This window comes from Hydrogenophaga sp. A37 (genome assembly GCF_002001205.1).
GTDB lineage: Bacteria > Pseudomonadota > Gammaproteobacteria > Burkholderiales > Burkholderiaceae_C > Hydrogenophaga.
Map to the genome: position 1 here is coordinate 22,663 of NZ_MUNZ01000138.1, position 13,122 is coordinate 35,784.

13 protein-coding genes and 1 pseudogene are annotated in these 13,122 nt (G+C 66.0%); 7 read left to right on the top strand and 7 right to left on the bottom strand.

Going from position 1 to position 13,122, the window contains the following annotated elements; genetic code table 11:
• Nucleotides 1-12: 12 nt before the first annotated feature.
• The gene (locus B0E41_RS19155) at nucleotides 13-357 is read right to left on the bottom strand and encodes a hypothetical protein (protein ID WP_077333317.1); all 345 of its coding nucleotides are present in this window, start codon (nucleotides 355-357) and stop codon (nucleotides 13-15) included.
• Nucleotides 358-443: 86 nt separating this feature from the next.
• Between B0E41_RS19155 and B0E41_RS19160 the strand changes: the two genes are divergently transcribed.
• Entirely contained in the window at nucleotides 444-1,121 is a 678-nt protein-coding gene (locus B0E41_RS19160) for a DUF1294 domain-containing protein (protein ID WP_077333319.1), read from the top strand.
• 24 nt (nucleotides 1,122-1,145) lie between these two features.
• Here B0E41_RS19160 and B0E41_RS19165 read toward each other — a convergent pair whose 3' ends face one another.
• Together B0E41_RS19165 and B0E41_RS19170 are read right to left on the bottom strand one after the other, a co-directional pair.
• A complete protein-coding gene (locus B0E41_RS19165; RefSeq protein ID WP_077333321.1) occupies nucleotides 1,146-1,658 on the bottom strand; it encodes a bacteriohemerythrin in 513 nt (170 codons plus the stop codon).
• A gap of 136 nt (nucleotides 1,659-1,794) precedes the next feature.
• A complete protein-coding gene (locus tag B0E41_RS19170) occupies nucleotides 1,795-2,682 on the bottom strand; it encodes a TraB/GumN family protein (RefSeq protein WP_171984820.1) in 888 nt (295 codons plus the stop codon).
• A 305-nt stretch (nucleotides 2,683-2,987) separates the two neighbouring features.
• Here B0E41_RS19170 and B0E41_RS26740 point away from each other — a divergent pair, with 305 nt between their 5' ends.
• The gene (locus B0E41_RS26740) at nucleotides 2,988-3,551 is read left to right on the top strand and encodes a hypothetical protein (RefSeq protein ID WP_143433910.1); all 564 of its coding nucleotides are present in this window, start codon (nucleotides 2,988-2,990) and stop codon (nucleotides 3,549-3,551) included.
• 50 nt (nucleotides 3,552-3,601) lie between these two features.
• Here the strand turns inward: B0E41_RS26740 and B0E41_RS19175 are convergent, their stop codons facing one another.
• Entirely contained in the window at nucleotides 3,602-6,004 is a 2,403-nt protein-coding gene (locus B0E41_RS19175) for a YgiQ family radical SAM protein (RefSeq protein WP_077333325.1), read from the bottom strand.
• Between the two features lie 161 nt (nucleotides 6,005-6,165).
• Here B0E41_RS19175 and B0E41_RS19180 point away from each other — a divergent pair, with 161 nt between their 5' ends.
• Together B0E41_RS19180 and B0E41_RS19185 are read left to right on the top strand one after the other, a co-directional pair.
• Entirely contained in the window at nucleotides 6,166-6,636 is a 471-nt protein-coding gene (locus B0E41_RS19180; protein ID WP_171984821.1) for an effector binding domain-containing protein, read from the top strand.
• Nucleotides 6,633-7,511 (top strand): GyrI-like domain-containing protein, encoded by an 879-nt coding sequence (locus tag B0E41_RS19185; RefSeq protein ID WP_077333329.1) that lies wholly within the window; start codon nucleotides 6,633-6,635, stop codon nucleotides 7,509-7,511. Before B0E41_RS19180 ends, B0E41_RS19185 begins: the two co-directional genes overlap by 4 nt.
• Before the next feature lie 107 nt (nucleotides 7,512-7,618).
• Here the strand turns inward: B0E41_RS19185 and B0E41_RS19190 are convergent, their stop codons facing one another.
• The 3 genes from B0E41_RS19190 to B0E41_RS19200 form a co-directional block, all read right to left on the bottom strand.
• Entirely contained in the window at nucleotides 7,619-7,810 is a 192-nt protein-coding gene (locus B0E41_RS19190) for a DUF2783 domain-containing protein (protein WP_077333331.1), read from the bottom strand.
• The gene (locus B0E41_RS19195) at nucleotides 7,807-9,510 is read right to left on the bottom strand and encodes an FAD-dependent monooxygenase (protein ID WP_077333333.1); all 1,704 of its coding nucleotides are present in this window, start codon (nucleotides 9,508-9,510) and stop codon (nucleotides 7,807-7,809) included. Before B0E41_RS19195 ends, B0E41_RS19190 begins: the two co-directional genes overlap by 4 nt.
• A gap of 97 nt (nucleotides 9,511-9,607) precedes the next feature.
• Entirely contained in the window at nucleotides 9,608-10,441 is an 834-nt protein-coding gene (locus B0E41_RS19200) for a LuxR C-terminal-related transcriptional regulator (protein WP_077333335.1), read from the bottom strand.
• Nucleotides 10,442-10,575: 134 nt separating this feature from the next.
• Here B0E41_RS19200 and B0E41_RS19205 point away from each other — a divergent pair, with 134 nt between their 5' ends.
• The 3 genes and pseudogenes from B0E41_RS19205 to B0E41_RS27385 all read left to right on the top strand — a co-directional run.
• Nucleotides 10,576-11,160, top strand: a complete 585-nt coding sequence (locus B0E41_RS19205) for a polymer-forming cytoskeletal protein (RefSeq protein ID WP_077333337.1) — start codon at nucleotides 10,576-10,578, stop codon at nucleotides 11,158-11,160.
• Nucleotides 11,161-11,309: 149 nt separating this feature from the next.
• A complete protein-coding gene (locus tag B0E41_RS19210) occupies nucleotides 11,310-12,893 on the top strand; it encodes an AAA family ATPase (RefSeq protein ID WP_363352028.1) in 1,584 nt (527 codons plus the stop codon).
• 7 nt (nucleotides 12,894-12,900) lie between these two features.
• Nucleotides 12,901-13,122: pseudogene (locus tag B0E41_RS27385) on the top strand (hypothetical protein); the annotation flags it as partial.

Below are 13,122 nucleotides of genomic sequence, written 5' to 3' on the forward strand. Positions count from 1 at the left end.
TTGGGCTGTGCGTCAGGCGGCGCGCTGCAGCGAGGCCTTCTGGCGGTTGGCGCTCACGGTGCTTCTGACCGCCTGCACCAGCCGGCCGGTGGTCTCAGCATCCACAAACCGCGATTCGATGGCGTCCAGCGATTCGTCCAGCGCGGCCCCGCCCCGCTGGCGCACGTCGTAGCGGGCAATGGCCTCGCGCGCCTCCTGGACCGTGAGGCCGGTTTCGTCGGCAATGCGGCCCAGCGTGGCCCAGTATTCGATCTGGCCAGCGACCGAGCGGCGCTGCGGCTGGGCCGCCTCTCGGGCCTGCTGCACCAAGGCAGTGGGCAGTTTCACGGACGCAAACGGGCTGGCGGCAGTGGACATGGCAAAACTCCTGTTTGGCGCATTTTGCGCCAATTTGAACCATGCAGCAATCACGGACAATCTCAGGCGACTCGGGAGGAGTGCCAATGAAAAAGCAAGGTGCCGTGGTGCGGTGGGACGACGCCAAAGGATTCGGCTTCATCCACAGCCCCCAATCCAGCGCCCAGTTGTTCTTCCACATCCGTGACTGGCGCGGCAGCGCCGCCCCCGCCCTGAACCAGCGGGTCAGCTTCGAAGAAATTCATGTGGGCAGCAAGGGCCCTCGGGCCATGGATGTTCGCCCGGACACCGACCGAACGGCCACCCCGCCGCACAAGCCCTCTCGCACGGCGGCGGCACAGACAGCCAGACCGCCGCAGCGCTCACACCCACCCCGCCGCGTGTCGCCGCGTCGTCAGCAAGCATCAGGCGGCCCCGCACTCGTGCTGATGCTCGTCTGGGCAGGCCTGCTGATCGCAGGCGTGCTTCTGGGCCGCTTGAGCTGGCTGTTTCTGCCCGCTGCGTTCGTCTTCAACGGGGTCACCTTCTACGTGTACTGGCAGGACAAGTTCGCCGCGACACAAGCCGGCTGGCGCACGCCGGAGAACACACTGCACGGCCTCGGCCTGCTCGGGGGTTGGCCAGGCGCGTGGTTCGCGCACCAGATCTTGCGCCACAAGTCGGCCAAACAGGCCTTCCGGGAGGTGTACTGGATGACGGCGATCTTGAACGTGACCGGCCTGGGCGCCTGGGTGCTGCTGCCCTGGATACCCCTGCCACGCTAAAGGTGCGCTCCGGAGTTGCGGGGCTTATTCGCCGCTGCCGAACAGTCGCGCGAAGAAGCCGCGCTTCTTGCTCAGGTGCAGCTCGCGGATCAACTCCTCCTTGATCTGCGCCTTCATGTCGGTGTCGCCGTGGCTGACATTCTTCAGGTAGACCTTCACCGAGTCCGTGTAGCTGCGGTCGTCGTTGCGGATGTGGTTGAACAGCCAGCGCGAGAGCATGGCGTGCAGCTCGGACGCCACATCTTCACCCGCCTCGAAGCGCATGCGGTACTCGCCCACCTTGCGGGTGAACAGCTCGTGCACTTTCTTGTGCGGGCCGGCAAACATGTAGCCGGCGTCCGACATCAGCGATTCTTCAAACGCGAAGTGCGAGAGCGTGTAGTCGACCATTTCGTCGATCACCGCGCCCACGGCCTCGCGGTCGTGGTGGTCGCGTGCGTCGTAGAGTTGATTGATGTAGTCGACGATGCGCTTGTGTTGTCCGTCGATTTCGCGGATGCCCGTTTCGAGATCGGGCGTCCAGTTCAGATGTGCCATGAAAGAGTTTCCTGTCGGGTGACAGGGGTCACCCGGATAAGTAACGAATTGTGCGAGAGATCCCACCGCACCGTGGCGGAATCCACCCGTTTCATGACCTATCTCAACTTTTCGGGACAGATCGGAACACCCGTGATCAGAACAAGCGGCTGACCTTGAACCCTCTGGCGGCCAGGAGGGCCGGCAAGCCCTGCAGCCCCACCAGGTGCAGCGCACCCACGGCCGCGAACACGCTGGCGTTGGCATGCAGCCGCTCGATGGCATTCACCATGCCGGGGTTGCGCCCGTCCACTAGGCGGGCGTAGGACTCGCGCTCGGTCGGGGTGTTCACGCAGTCGCACCAGTCGGCGTAGCGCTCCAGATCGTTCAGGTCACCCTTCTCCCAAGCCCTCGCCAGCCGCTCCAGGCTGCGCGCGGCCAGCGGGCGCTGGAGCTCGATCAGCGTCTCGCGCACCATGGTCTCGGCCTCTTCGTCGTCGCGTGCCATCAGCGCGGACAGTTGCGTCTGTACCGACTCCAGCCCCACCACCGGACGCTGTGCGCGCAAGCTGTGCATCAGCAACACCGACTCGGCCCCGTAGAGCGGAAACAGCCCCTGGCGCCGGGCCTGCGCCACCGCCAGCTGCGTGACGTGAAACTCCGCAGCCCCCTGCTCCAGGTCCGCCGCCGGCAAGCACTCGGCCGCCCAAGCCGAGCGCAGCGACTGCATCAGCTCAGCGGGCAGCGCGCGCGGCGGCCCCTGCGTCGCACTGTGCAGCGCGGCCAGCACCGCCGGATCGGTCACGTCAATCTCCATCGCGAGCATGCCGGTGCGAAACAGAGCGGCTTCGGTGCGCGGCCCGAGGGCAAACCACTCCGGCCGCCCGGCGTGGATGGTTCCGTAGAGGAAGGAATCACGCCCGTCGCGGCTGATGCGCCAGAGGAAACCGCGGTCGGTCGCCCGCTGTTGAGCCTTCTGCATCAGCTCGCGGTTGGGTGGTGTGGGTTGGGGTGGGCAGGAGGCGGCGTTGGTGGGCGCGGCCATGGCCGAGACCGCAGGGAAACAACCTGTTAAGCCCGTTCCCATGAAAGCGAACAGACACCAGAAAGCGAATCGAGAAGACATCGTCAGATGGTCGGTTGTGGGCTGCGTGGAGCTTCATGCGCCCCGGTTGGGATGGGGTTCTGAAATGTGAAAAAACAACGCCCGCATTGGCCTTGCTCGTTTGCCGGAAGTCTTGCCCACGCCCAGCTGGTTACACTTTGTAGCAGCCGAGGTCGTGAGCTGACCAGGTTTTTATTTGAAAGTTGCTCGTTCCTTAACAGTCAATTTCATCAAGGGAGTAAATCTTGAATCGCTTGTTCAAACTGGTCTTGGCAACAGTGGGGGTTTCAGTGTTGGCGGCTTGCGGTGGAGGATCCAGTGAGCCTGCCGACGCATATGTGGGATCTTGGAGATCGGCCTGCTTTTCCTACGTAGGAAATGATGGCAATACCTACTTCAAACGGGTAACGAACAACTTGACAAAAGCCTCACCCACTTCTCTGAACACTACCTACTCCGATACGACCGCCCACTCCGACCCAGCCTGCAACAACGTCTTGGGTGCCATTTCCAATCCTACTGGCGGAACCATTCAACTGGGACCAAAGGCCAGCTTTTTGGGGACAGAAGTGGACTCGATCAGCTTGGCTTTTCCTACGGGAAACGAAGTCGGCTACATGACGGCCAGCGCAACGCAACTGTTCCTCGTCGCTGAAAAGCCAAATATCACCCCCTCCGGCTGGGGAGTCGGATCGCCCCACACCAGAATCGAGGCCAAGCAAGCGCCAGCATCTGCGCTGATCAAGAGCGTTGGAAGCAACGATGGCGTCGCTCCGGCAAAGTCGCTGAGTGGGTACTCTTCTAGATAGCAATCCACAGCCGGGGAGATTGAGTTCGGTACACGCCATGACGACGCGCCTTACTTCCCCCGGCCTTTGATGCCCGCCCTCGGCGGCAGTCCCGTGTGCTGCGTCAGGATGCGCCCCTTGATCGGTGCCTTGCCGCTGGGGTTTGAGGCCACCCTCCCCGTTCCCCCACCCGTCTTCACCACCGCAGCCGCTCGCTCGCTGGCCTTCTCACCACCCGGCGTCGAATTCTTCTTCCGCGCACTCTGATACCCCCCATCCGTCATCGGCTGAAATGTCGGGATCAGGTGGTGTTTGCCGTTGCCGACGAGGTCGGCGCGGCCCATGGCCTTGAGCGCTTCGCGCAGCAGCGGCCAGTTGTTCGGGTCGTGGTAACGCAGAAAGGCTTTGTGCAGGCGGCGGCGTTTGTCGCCGCGCACGATGTCCACGCGCTCGGCCCGGTCGTCGCGGTGCACGCCCTTGAGCGGGTTCAGGTTGGTGTGGTACATGGCCGTGGCGGTGGCCATGGGGCTGGGGTAGAAGGTCTGCACCTGGTCGGCGCGGAAGCCGTTCTTCTTCAGCCAGATGGCGAGGTTCATCATGTCCTCGTCGCTGGTGCCGGGGTGCGCGGCGATGAAGTACGGGATCAGGAACTGTTTCTTGCCCGCCTCTTCGCTGTACTTCTCGAACAGGGTCTTGAACTTGTCGTAGCTGCCGATGCCGGGCTTCATCATCTTGGAGAGCGGCCCGCCTTCGGTGTGTTCGGGCGCGATCTTGAGGTAGCCGCCCACGTGGTGCTGCACCAGTTCTTTCACGTACTCCGGGCTCTTGATAGCGAGGTCGTAGCGCAGGCCGGAGCCGATCAGGATCTTCTTGATGCCCTTCAAGGCCCGCGCGCGGCGGTAGATCTTGATCAGCGGGTCGTGGTTGGTGGTCAGGTTCTGGCAGATGCCGGGGTAGACGCAGCTGGGCTTGCGGCAGGCGGCCTCGATCTCGGGGCTGCGGCAGCCCAGGCGGTACATGTTGGCGGTGGGGCCACCCAGGTCGGAGATGGTGCCGGTAAAGCCCTTCACCTTGTCGCGGATGTCTTCGACCTCCTTGATGATGGACTCTTCAGAGCGGCTCTGGATGATGCGGCCTTCGTGCTCGGTGATCGAGCAGAAGGTGCAGCCACCGAAGCAGCCGCGCATGATGTTCACGCTGAAGCGGATCATTTCCCAGGCCGGGATTTTGGTCGCGCCGTCGTGTTTGCCGTGTTCGTCGGCGTAGGCCGGATGCGGGCTGCGGGCGTAGGGCAGGTCGAACGCGTAATCCATCTCGGCCGTGGTCAGCGGGATGGGCGGGGGGTTGATCCACACGTCGCGCGCGGTCGTGCCCTCGCCGTGCGCCTGCACCAGCGCGCGAGCGTTGCCGGGGTTGGTTTCCAGGTGCAGCACGCGGTTGGCGTGGGCGTAGAGCACGGCGTCGCTTTTCACCTGTTCGTAGCTGGGCAGGCGGATCACGGTGCGTTCGCGTGGCAGCTTGGCCACGCCGCCGGCACCTTGCGGGCGGTGGATGGTGATGGGTTTGTAGGCTGAAGCGCCCTCACCCCGGCCCTCTCCCGCCAGCGGGAGAGGGGGTGATTTCCCCTTGCCATCGTCTTCTTTGGAACACGTTGAACCTTGCGCCTGTGCCTGTTCGCTGGTGGTCAGGTAGGGGTTGATGTGGTCTTCGACGTGGCCAGGCTGGTCGACCTCGCTCGAATCCAACTCGATCCAGCCCTCGGCCGTCGGGTCGCCGGGGCGGCGCACGAAGGCGGTGCCGCGCACGTCGGTGATCTGCTCAATGGGTTCGCGTGCGGCGATGCGGTGCGCCACCTCGACCAGCGCGCGTTCGGCGTTGCCGTACAGCAGCAGATCGCATTTGGCATCCACCACGATGCTGCGGCGCACCTTGTCGCTCCAGTAGTCGTAGTGGGCGATGCGGCGCAGGCTGCCTTCGATGCCGCCGAGCACGATGGGCACGTCCTTGTAGGCTTCGCGGCAGCGCTGGCTGTAGACCAGTGCCGCGCGGTCGGGGCGCTTGCCGCCCACGTCACCCGGCGTGTAGGCGTCGTCGCTGCGGATTTTGCGGTCGGCGGTGTACCGGTTAATCATGGAATCCATGTTGCCAGCCGTCACACCCCAGAACAGGTTGGGCTTGCCCAGCGCCTTGAAGGGCTCGGCGCTTTGCCAGTCGGGTTGGGCGATGATGCCGACGCGAAAGCCCTGCGCTTCCAGCACCCGGCCGATCACCGCCATCCCGAAGCTGGGGTGGTCGATGTAGGCGTCGCCCGTCACCAGCACGATGTCGCACGAATCCCAGCCGAGTTGCTCCATCTCGGCGCGGCTCATGGGCAGGAACGGTGCCACGCCGAACCGCTTGGCCCAGTAGGGGCGGTAGCTGGTCAGCGGCTTGGCGGCGCGCGCGAAAAAGGAGACGTCGACGGGGGCGTTCATAAGGGCAATCGGGGGATAACCCGCGAGTGTAGGGGTTGACCATCAACCTTGTTGTCGGGCTGGGCGCTGCAAACCCCAGGAACACCAGCGCGCAGACCGCAAGATTTGTACGCATGGCGTCTCCAAAATGGACCGACCCCACCCCACCCCGGAGCACCACCATGCAAGTTGTCACCCAGCCCGAGGCCCTTCACGTCGTCGGCATCGCCCTGCGCACCCACAACGGCGAGGCCTTCGAGACCATCCCGCCGCACTGGGCCGCCTTCGGCCAGGCGCAGCTCGCCGCTCGCCTGCCCCACCGCCTGTCGGACGACGTGTACGCGGTCTACACGAACTTCGAGAACGCCGGCATCGACAACAGCGGCCGCTACACGCTGGTCATCGGCCACGCGGTGCCCGGGCACTGGGCCGAGCTGCCGCCCGAGGGGCTGACGCACGTGGTGGCGCCGGCCTCAAGGCGCGCAGTGTTCCCGGTGAAAAAGGGCCGCTTCGACTTGGTGGGAGCCGAATGGCAAGCCATCTGGCAGCGCACCGACCTGGAAAAAACCACTCTGGCAGACTACGAGCGCTACCAGCCGGACGGCAGCATTCACATCCACATCGGCCTCACGCCAACCTCCGGGACGCCATGACCCACCCCCAGCCGCAATGGACCGACTACCGGGCGCAGCTCACCCGGGTCACGGCCCACATCCACGACCGGTTGGCCGATCCGCTGGACTTCAACGAGTTGGCCCTGGTCGCCGACCTCTCGCCCTACCACTGGCACCGCATCTACCACGCGCTGATCGGTGAAACGGTGGCGGCCACGGTGCGGCGCGTGCGGCTGCACCGGGCCTCGGGCTACCTGGCGCAGACCGCGCTGACCGTGACCGAGATCGCCCGGCGCTGCGGTTATCCGAACGCGCAGTCGTTCACCCGCGCGTTCCGCCAGACCTTCGGCCAGAGCCCGCAGATCTGGCGGGAAACGCGGGCCGACGCCCTGCCCTGGCAAAACACCGCCGCCCAGACCACCAGCGGCTGGCCGGTCGAGATCCGGCAGGTGCCGGCGGTCGAGCTGGCCGGCATGGCCCACCGGGGCAGCTATATGCGGGTGGGCAAAGCCTTCGAGACCGCGCAGATTCACCTTGCGGCGCAGGGCCTGATGCGACCCGACACGCGCTGGTTGGCGCAGTACCTGGATGACCCGTTCGCCTATCCCGAGGCCCAGCTCAACTCGCGCGCCGGGCTGTCGATCAGTCCCGGTGCCGAAATCGAACCGCCGCTGCAGCGCTTCACCGTGGGCGGCACGCCCTGCGCCGTGCTGCGCTACCAAGGCCCCTACCCCAACATGCGCGACGCCTACCAGTGGCTTTACGGCGCCTGGCTGGTGGCCACGGGCCACGCGCTGGCCGACCAGCCGGTGTTCGAGGAATACCTCAACAGCCCGCGCGACACGGCGCCGGCCGATCTGCTGACCGACATCTTCCTGCCGTTGGCGGCGTCCACCGCCGTCAAGCCTGGCTGAGTTCATGCGGTTTTGCCTTCAAGCGCAGAACAAGGCGGGAGCCGCAGACAGTGCTGCAGCACGGCAAGGCGAACCAACGCAGTTATGCGGTTGAAGGCAAAACCGCATCAGAGGTCCTTGAGCGCCACGTCGACGTGCGCTTGAAACAGCGCAGGGTCGGCCAGCGCGTTGGCATTCATCAGCGCGAGCTTGACGAGGAAGCGCTCGGTGTGCTCGGGGCCCACCTGGTCGATGGCGGTGGCGAGCGCGTCGTAGACCTGCTCCAGGCCGGGAATCGTGAGCGTCTGGGTCGTGTTCATGGTCGGGCTCCTTGCAGGCCGGCGGCGTTGATCAGGGCGGCGCGAAGGCGGGGCGCATCGAGATGCAGCCAGCGCGCGCAGACGTGCTGGTCGGGCCGAAGCAGGTAGGCGCCGCCGTCCTGCAGACCATGGCGATCACGCAGGTGGCCGTCGGCGTCGGGCAGGGTCTGGTCGGCACCGGCCACGGGTTGCGACGCACCCGCGCCGATGACCTGCAGCGGCAGGCCTTGGTCCCGCACCTCGCCGATCACGGCCATCAGCTCGGCAGGCAGCGCTGCGGCCTCGGTGGCCAGCAGCAGTGTGAAGCGGTGGTCCAGGTGGTCGAGCAGATGGTCATCCGGCCCGAGACGGACGTTGCGCGGCGGAGCGCCAGGGCCCGGGCCATGGAGAAACAACGCGTTGTCGTCCTCAGCGCTGTTGAGCGGCGAAGCGCCGTATTCGTGCGGCCGCGAGGTGCGCCAGTGGTAGAGCGGCCCCACGAAGGGTTGGCTCAGCGAGAGCGAGAGCACCGCGTCACGCAGCAGACGGAAGCCACGCGTGGGCGGTGTCATGAAGCGGGTGCTTTTGCCCGCCTCGTCAATGATCTCGCGCGCCGCGGCCACGCGCTCGCTGCTGTAGCTGGCCAGCAGCTCGGGCCGGGCCACGCCTTTTGCCACCAGCGCCAGCCGCCAGGCCAGCGCCTGCGCGTCCTGGAATCCCGTGTTGGCGCCACGCACACCGAAGATTGGCAGCAGGTGGGCCGCATCGCCGGTGAACATCACGCGGCCGTGCACGTAGTCGGGCAGCGTGAGCGCGCGGGCCGAGTAGACCGAGCACCAGTCCATCTCCCAGGGCACGCCGGCGTGGCCGATCATGGCCAGTTGCGCGTCGATGCGGGCTTTGAGCGATTCGGGTTTCAGCGCGTCTTCGGGGGTTTCGCCGGGCGGCAGCTGGTAGTCCAGCCGCCACAGGCCGTGCGGCTCACGGTGCATGAGGATGGTGTTGCCCGGGTTCCACCCGGGATCGAAAAAGGCCAGCCGCTCGGTGGGCAGCGGCAGGTTCACGCGGATGTCGGCGATGACGAACTTGCCTTCATAGGACGCGCCTTCGAGCTTCAGGTCCATCAGCGCGCGCACCGTCGAGCGCGCGCCGTCGGCCGCCACCAGCCAGTCGGCCTTGAGGGTGTAGGGCCCTTCGGCGGTGTCCACCTCCAGCGTCGCGCCGTTCGCATCCTGCGAGAGTGACAGCAGCTGGTTGCCCCAGCGCAGCTCGATCAGCGGGCTGGCGGCACAGGCATCAACCAGGTATTGCTCGATGTACTGCTGCTGGATGTTGATCAGCGGAAAAAAGCGGTCGTCCGGATCGTGCGGGTTCTCCATGCGGAACACGCGTTGCCCCCGGTAGAACGAGTTGCCGCAGTTCCAGGGAAGGCCGTGGGCCGTGATGTGGTGCGCCACGCCCACCTGCTGCAAGATCTCCATCGAGCGACGCGTGAAGGCGATCGCGCGGCTGCCTTCGGACACCTGGCGCTCCGCTTCGAGTACCACGCTGTACACGCCATGCTGCGCGAGCGCCAACGCGGTCACCAGACCGATGGGGCCGGCGCCGACGATCACCACTGGGGCGTGCTGTTCTTTCGGGTGCTGCGAAGGCAACCAGGCGTCGAACACCTGGTAGTCGAAATAGATGGAGCGCCGGGGCTCGGCGTGGGGCTGATGCATGTGTGGTCTCCTGGGCTTTGCGGGCAGTGTAGGCACCGGGACCGCCGGGGATGTCCCCATATGGGAACAAGCCCATGATCAAAGAAACCTCCACCGCTCAATCACCGCCATCCAGCAAGCACGCCAGCAGCTCGCGCTGCCCGGCCACGCCCAGCTTGCGCAACACCCGTTTCTGGTAGGTCTGGGCACTGGCCAGCGTGAGGCCCAGGCGCTGGGCCAGGGCTTCGGTGGAGAGGCCGTCCATCAGCGCGACCACCACGTCGCGGTCGCGCTGCGTGAGCGCCGGGAAGCGCCGCACCAGGCGAGCAAGCAGCAGCCCGCTCAGGTCCTGATGCACGGCATGGCCGGTGTGGTGCAGGCGCACGGCATGCACGATCAGCGGCGCAAACGCCTCGACCACGGCGATGCCCGCTTCGTCAAACGGCCCGTGTTCCTCGCCGCGGTAGAGGTGCACCGCCAGCCAGCGCCGCCCCTCGTACAGCGCCATCACCGCCAGCCGCTCGGCCACCAGCGGCAGCTCGTAGCAGATGCGGCGGTAGTCGGCGTGGTGAATGTCGTCGCCGCGCTGCCGATGCAGCACGATGCGCGGCGCCGAGCTGCCCGCCTTCTGCGCGGCGGCCAGCTCGTCGCGCATCACCACCGAACTGCCATCGAGGCGGTGAAAGCGGTCCACATAGGCCTCGGCAATGTGGGGCAGCTCCTGCGTGCGCGAGCGGTCGCCCACGGCGACGATGGCGGGCCTGCGACCGGGCTCGAAGGCGAAGATGGTGCATTGCGCCAATGGCACATGGGCGCCCACGAGTTGCAGAAGGTCTTCGGCCACCGCGTGGCGCCCGGCCTGCCCCAGACGCGCGAGCAGCGCGCTCACTTGGGGCAAACCGAGGCTGAGCGGTGAAGCGGCGAGCGAACCCAGGACCCAGTGACGTGGCATGCGAGGCACTGTATCGCAGCCCCGCCATGCGCTCGCGCAAGCCTCGTTCATCTCGTTACCGCTCTTACCGGACCAAGCCGAATGTAAGCCGCACGCCACGTAGCATGAGCGCTTCATTTTTAGAAGGAGCTCGCATGGCACTGCATTTTGGAAAACGCGAAACCGAACAACCCAGCCCGCTCAATACGGGCGTGACCACGCCCCGCTACGGCGCCAGTGGACTGCCCACTTCGGCCTCTGCCTCCGCCAGTGCGGCCACTCCCGAGCCAAAGGCCCCGGCGGTGACCACCACCACGCCCGCCAGCACCGTGCCCGAAGGCGGCAGCAAGCTGACCGTCGGCCCGAACATCAAGCTCAAAGGTGTCGAGATCACCGATTGCGACACGCTGGTGGTTGAGGGCCTGGTGGAAGCCACGATGGACTCGCGCGTGATCCAGATCGCCGAGCAAGGCGCTTTCAAGGGCTCGGCCGAGATCGACATTGCCGAAATCCACGGTGTGTTCGAGGGCAACCTCACTGTGCGCCAGAAGCTGGTGATTTATGCGACCGGCCGCGTCACCGGCAAGATCCGCTACGGCAAGGTCGTGATCGAAGAGGGTGGCCAGCTCTCAGGCGACATCGAGTGCTCGGTCAGCAGCGCCACCAAGTCAAGCAGCACAGCCCACAGCACCAGCAGCGGCAGCACGGCGAGCAAGCCCGCCATGGCCTTGGCCGCCTGATGAACCCGCGCCACCGGCCAGGGCCTCATCGCCCGGCCGGTGGCGCTTGAAACCGGGGCTGCGCAGGCTATGCTCGGCGCATGTACACCGCGTTTTTTGGCCTGAAGCAGGATCCCTTTTCGATCTCGCCAGACCCGCGCTTCCTCTTCATGAGCGAGCGTCACCGGGAAGCGCTCGCTCATCTCCAGTATGGTTTGCAAGGGCCCGGCGGCATCGTGCTGCTGACCGGCGACATCGGCACCGGCAAGACCACCATCTCGCGCCGTTTTCTGGTTCGGGCACCTGCCCAGTGCCAGGTGGCCTACATCTTCAATCCCCGCCTGAACGTCATCGAGCTGCTGCGCAGCATCTGCGAAGAATTCGGCATCCAGCTCGCCCTGAGTAACGACCGCGAACCCACCGTCAAGGACCTGCTCGACCCGCTCAATGCCTTTCTGCTGGCCGCTCACGCGGCACGGCGCAATCCGGTGCTGGTGATCGACGAGGCGCAGAACCTCTCTGCCGATGTGCTGGAGCAGCTCCGGTTGCTCACCAACCTCGAAACAAATGAGCGCAAGCTGTTGCAGATTGTGCTGATCGGTCAACCCGAGCTTCGTCAACTGCTGGCCCGACCCGAACTGGAGCAACTGTCGCAGCGCGTGGTGGCGCGCTTCCATCTGGATGCCCTCGATGAAGCGGACACCGTGCACTACATCCAGCACCGTTTGGGCATCGCCGGCCGCACCGGCCACGTGCCTTTTGCACCGCGTGCGCTGCGCCGCGTCCACCAGCTCAGCGGAGGTGTGCCCCGGCGCATCAACCTGCTTTGCGGGCGCGCGCTGCTCGGTGCCTACGCCCTCGGCTTGCCTGAGGTGAGCCCGGCGGTGGTTGAGCGGGCCGCAGACGAAGTGTTTGCCAACCAGAACCCGGGCGCGGCACGGCGCCGCGCGCAGGGCATGCTGGCGCTGGGTGTGGTCGCTGGCGCCTTGCTCACAGCATCCGGCGCATGGCTCTGGCAACGGTCGACAAACAACGTCCCCGCGACCCCCGCCGCACCGGTGGCGGCTGCGCCGGCACCCGCTGCTCCGGCATCCCCGCCGGTGGCGAAAGCGCCAGGCGAGGTGACAGCCCCCCTCTCACTCCCTCCCGCTCAGCCCAGCCCTGCCATGTCCGCCAGCCTGCTGCTGACCAGCGAGCGTGCTGGCCTCCAGGCCATCGCCCCCCGCTGGCAACCGTCGACCCCGGGCAAGGACCTCTGCGCGGCTGCAATGACGCAGCAACTGCAGTGCTACCGAACGGCGCGCATGAGCCTGAACGGCCTGCGTCAGATGGACCGTCCCGCCGTGCTTCGCCTGCGCCTGCCCGAGGGCACCGGCCACGTGGTGCTGGAGGCGCTGGACAATCAACAGGTGACGCTGAGTGCTGGCGAACACCGCTGGACGCTGTCCACCGACGCGCTGTCCCTCATCTGGCAAGGCGAATACCTCACGCTGTGGCGCACGCCGCCCGGTCAATCGGGGCGTTTGGTCGATGGTTACCAGGGCACCGCCGCCATCTGGATGGAGCAGCAACTGACAACGCTGCAGCAACAGGGCCAGATCCCGGCTTCGTCCCGCACGCTACGGGAAAAGGTCGAGGCGTTTCAGCGGGCCAAAGGCATCGAGACTGATGAGGGCGCCACGACCACGACCTTGATCCTGCTCAACCGGGCCAGCGGTGTTGACGAACCGCGCCTGTCACCCATCACCCCCTGAGCTCACCATGTCCTACATCCTTGATGCACTGAAGCGGGCCGACGCCGAGCGAAGGCAGACGGCGGGTGTTGTTCACTCCGACCCACATCCCCATGCCCATGGGCTTAGACCGCCTGCGCCCCGGTGGCGCTCTGGCACGGGTGTGCTCGCCTTGGGTGTGGTGCTGGTGGGGGTGGCGGCTTTGACCGTCTTGTGGTGGCCCAAGGCGGAAATCGCCTCCCCCGTTGCA

Bases quoted from the DNA above. Each gene is read 5' to 3' on its own strand.
- B0E41_RS19200 (WP_077333335.1), bottom strand. From the start codon at position 10,441: ATGCCACGTCACTGGGTCCTGGGTTCGCTCGCCGCTTCACCGCTCAGC.
- B0E41_RS19180 (WP_171984821.1), top strand. From the start codon at position 6,166: ATGCAAGTTGTCACCCAGCCCGAGGCCCTTCACGTCGTCGGCATCGCC.
- B0E41_RS19185 (WP_077333329.1), top strand. From the start codon at position 6,633: ATGACCCACCCCCAGCCGCAATGGACCGACTACCGGGCGCAGCTCACC.
- B0E41_RS19165 (WP_077333321.1), bottom strand. From the start codon at position 1,658: ATGGCACATCTGAACTGGACGCCCGATCTCGAAACGGGCATCCGCGAA.
- B0E41_RS19170 (WP_171984820.1), bottom strand. From the start codon at position 2,682: ATGGCCGCGCCCACCAACGCCGCCTCCTGCCCACCCCAACCCACACCA.
- B0E41_RS19155 (WP_077333317.1), bottom strand. From the start codon at position 357: ATGTCCACTGCCGCCAGCCCGTTTGCGTCCGTGAAACTGCCCACTGCC.
- B0E41_RS19175 (WP_077333325.1), bottom strand. From the start codon at position 6,004: ATGAACGCCCCCGTCGACGTCTCCTTTTTCGCGCGCGCCGCCAAGCCG.
- B0E41_RS19160 (WP_077333319.1), top strand. From the start codon at position 444: ATGAAAAAGCAAGGTGCCGTGGTGCGGTGGGACGACGCCAAAGGATTC.
- B0E41_RS19195 (WP_077333333.1), bottom strand. From the start codon at position 9,510: ATGCATCAGCCCCACGCCGAGCCCCGGCGCTCCATCTATTTCGACTAC.
- B0E41_RS19190 (WP_077333331.1), bottom strand. From the start codon at position 7,810: ATGAACACGACCCAGACGCTCACGATTCCCGGCCTGGAGCAGGTCTAC.
- B0E41_RS19210 (WP_363352028.1), top strand. From the start codon at position 11,310: ATGAGCGAGCGTCACCGGGAAGCGCTCGCTCATCTCCAGTATGGTTTG.
- B0E41_RS19205 (WP_077333337.1), top strand. From the start codon at position 10,576: ATGGCACTGCATTTTGGAAAACGCGAAACCGAACAACCCAGCCCGCTC.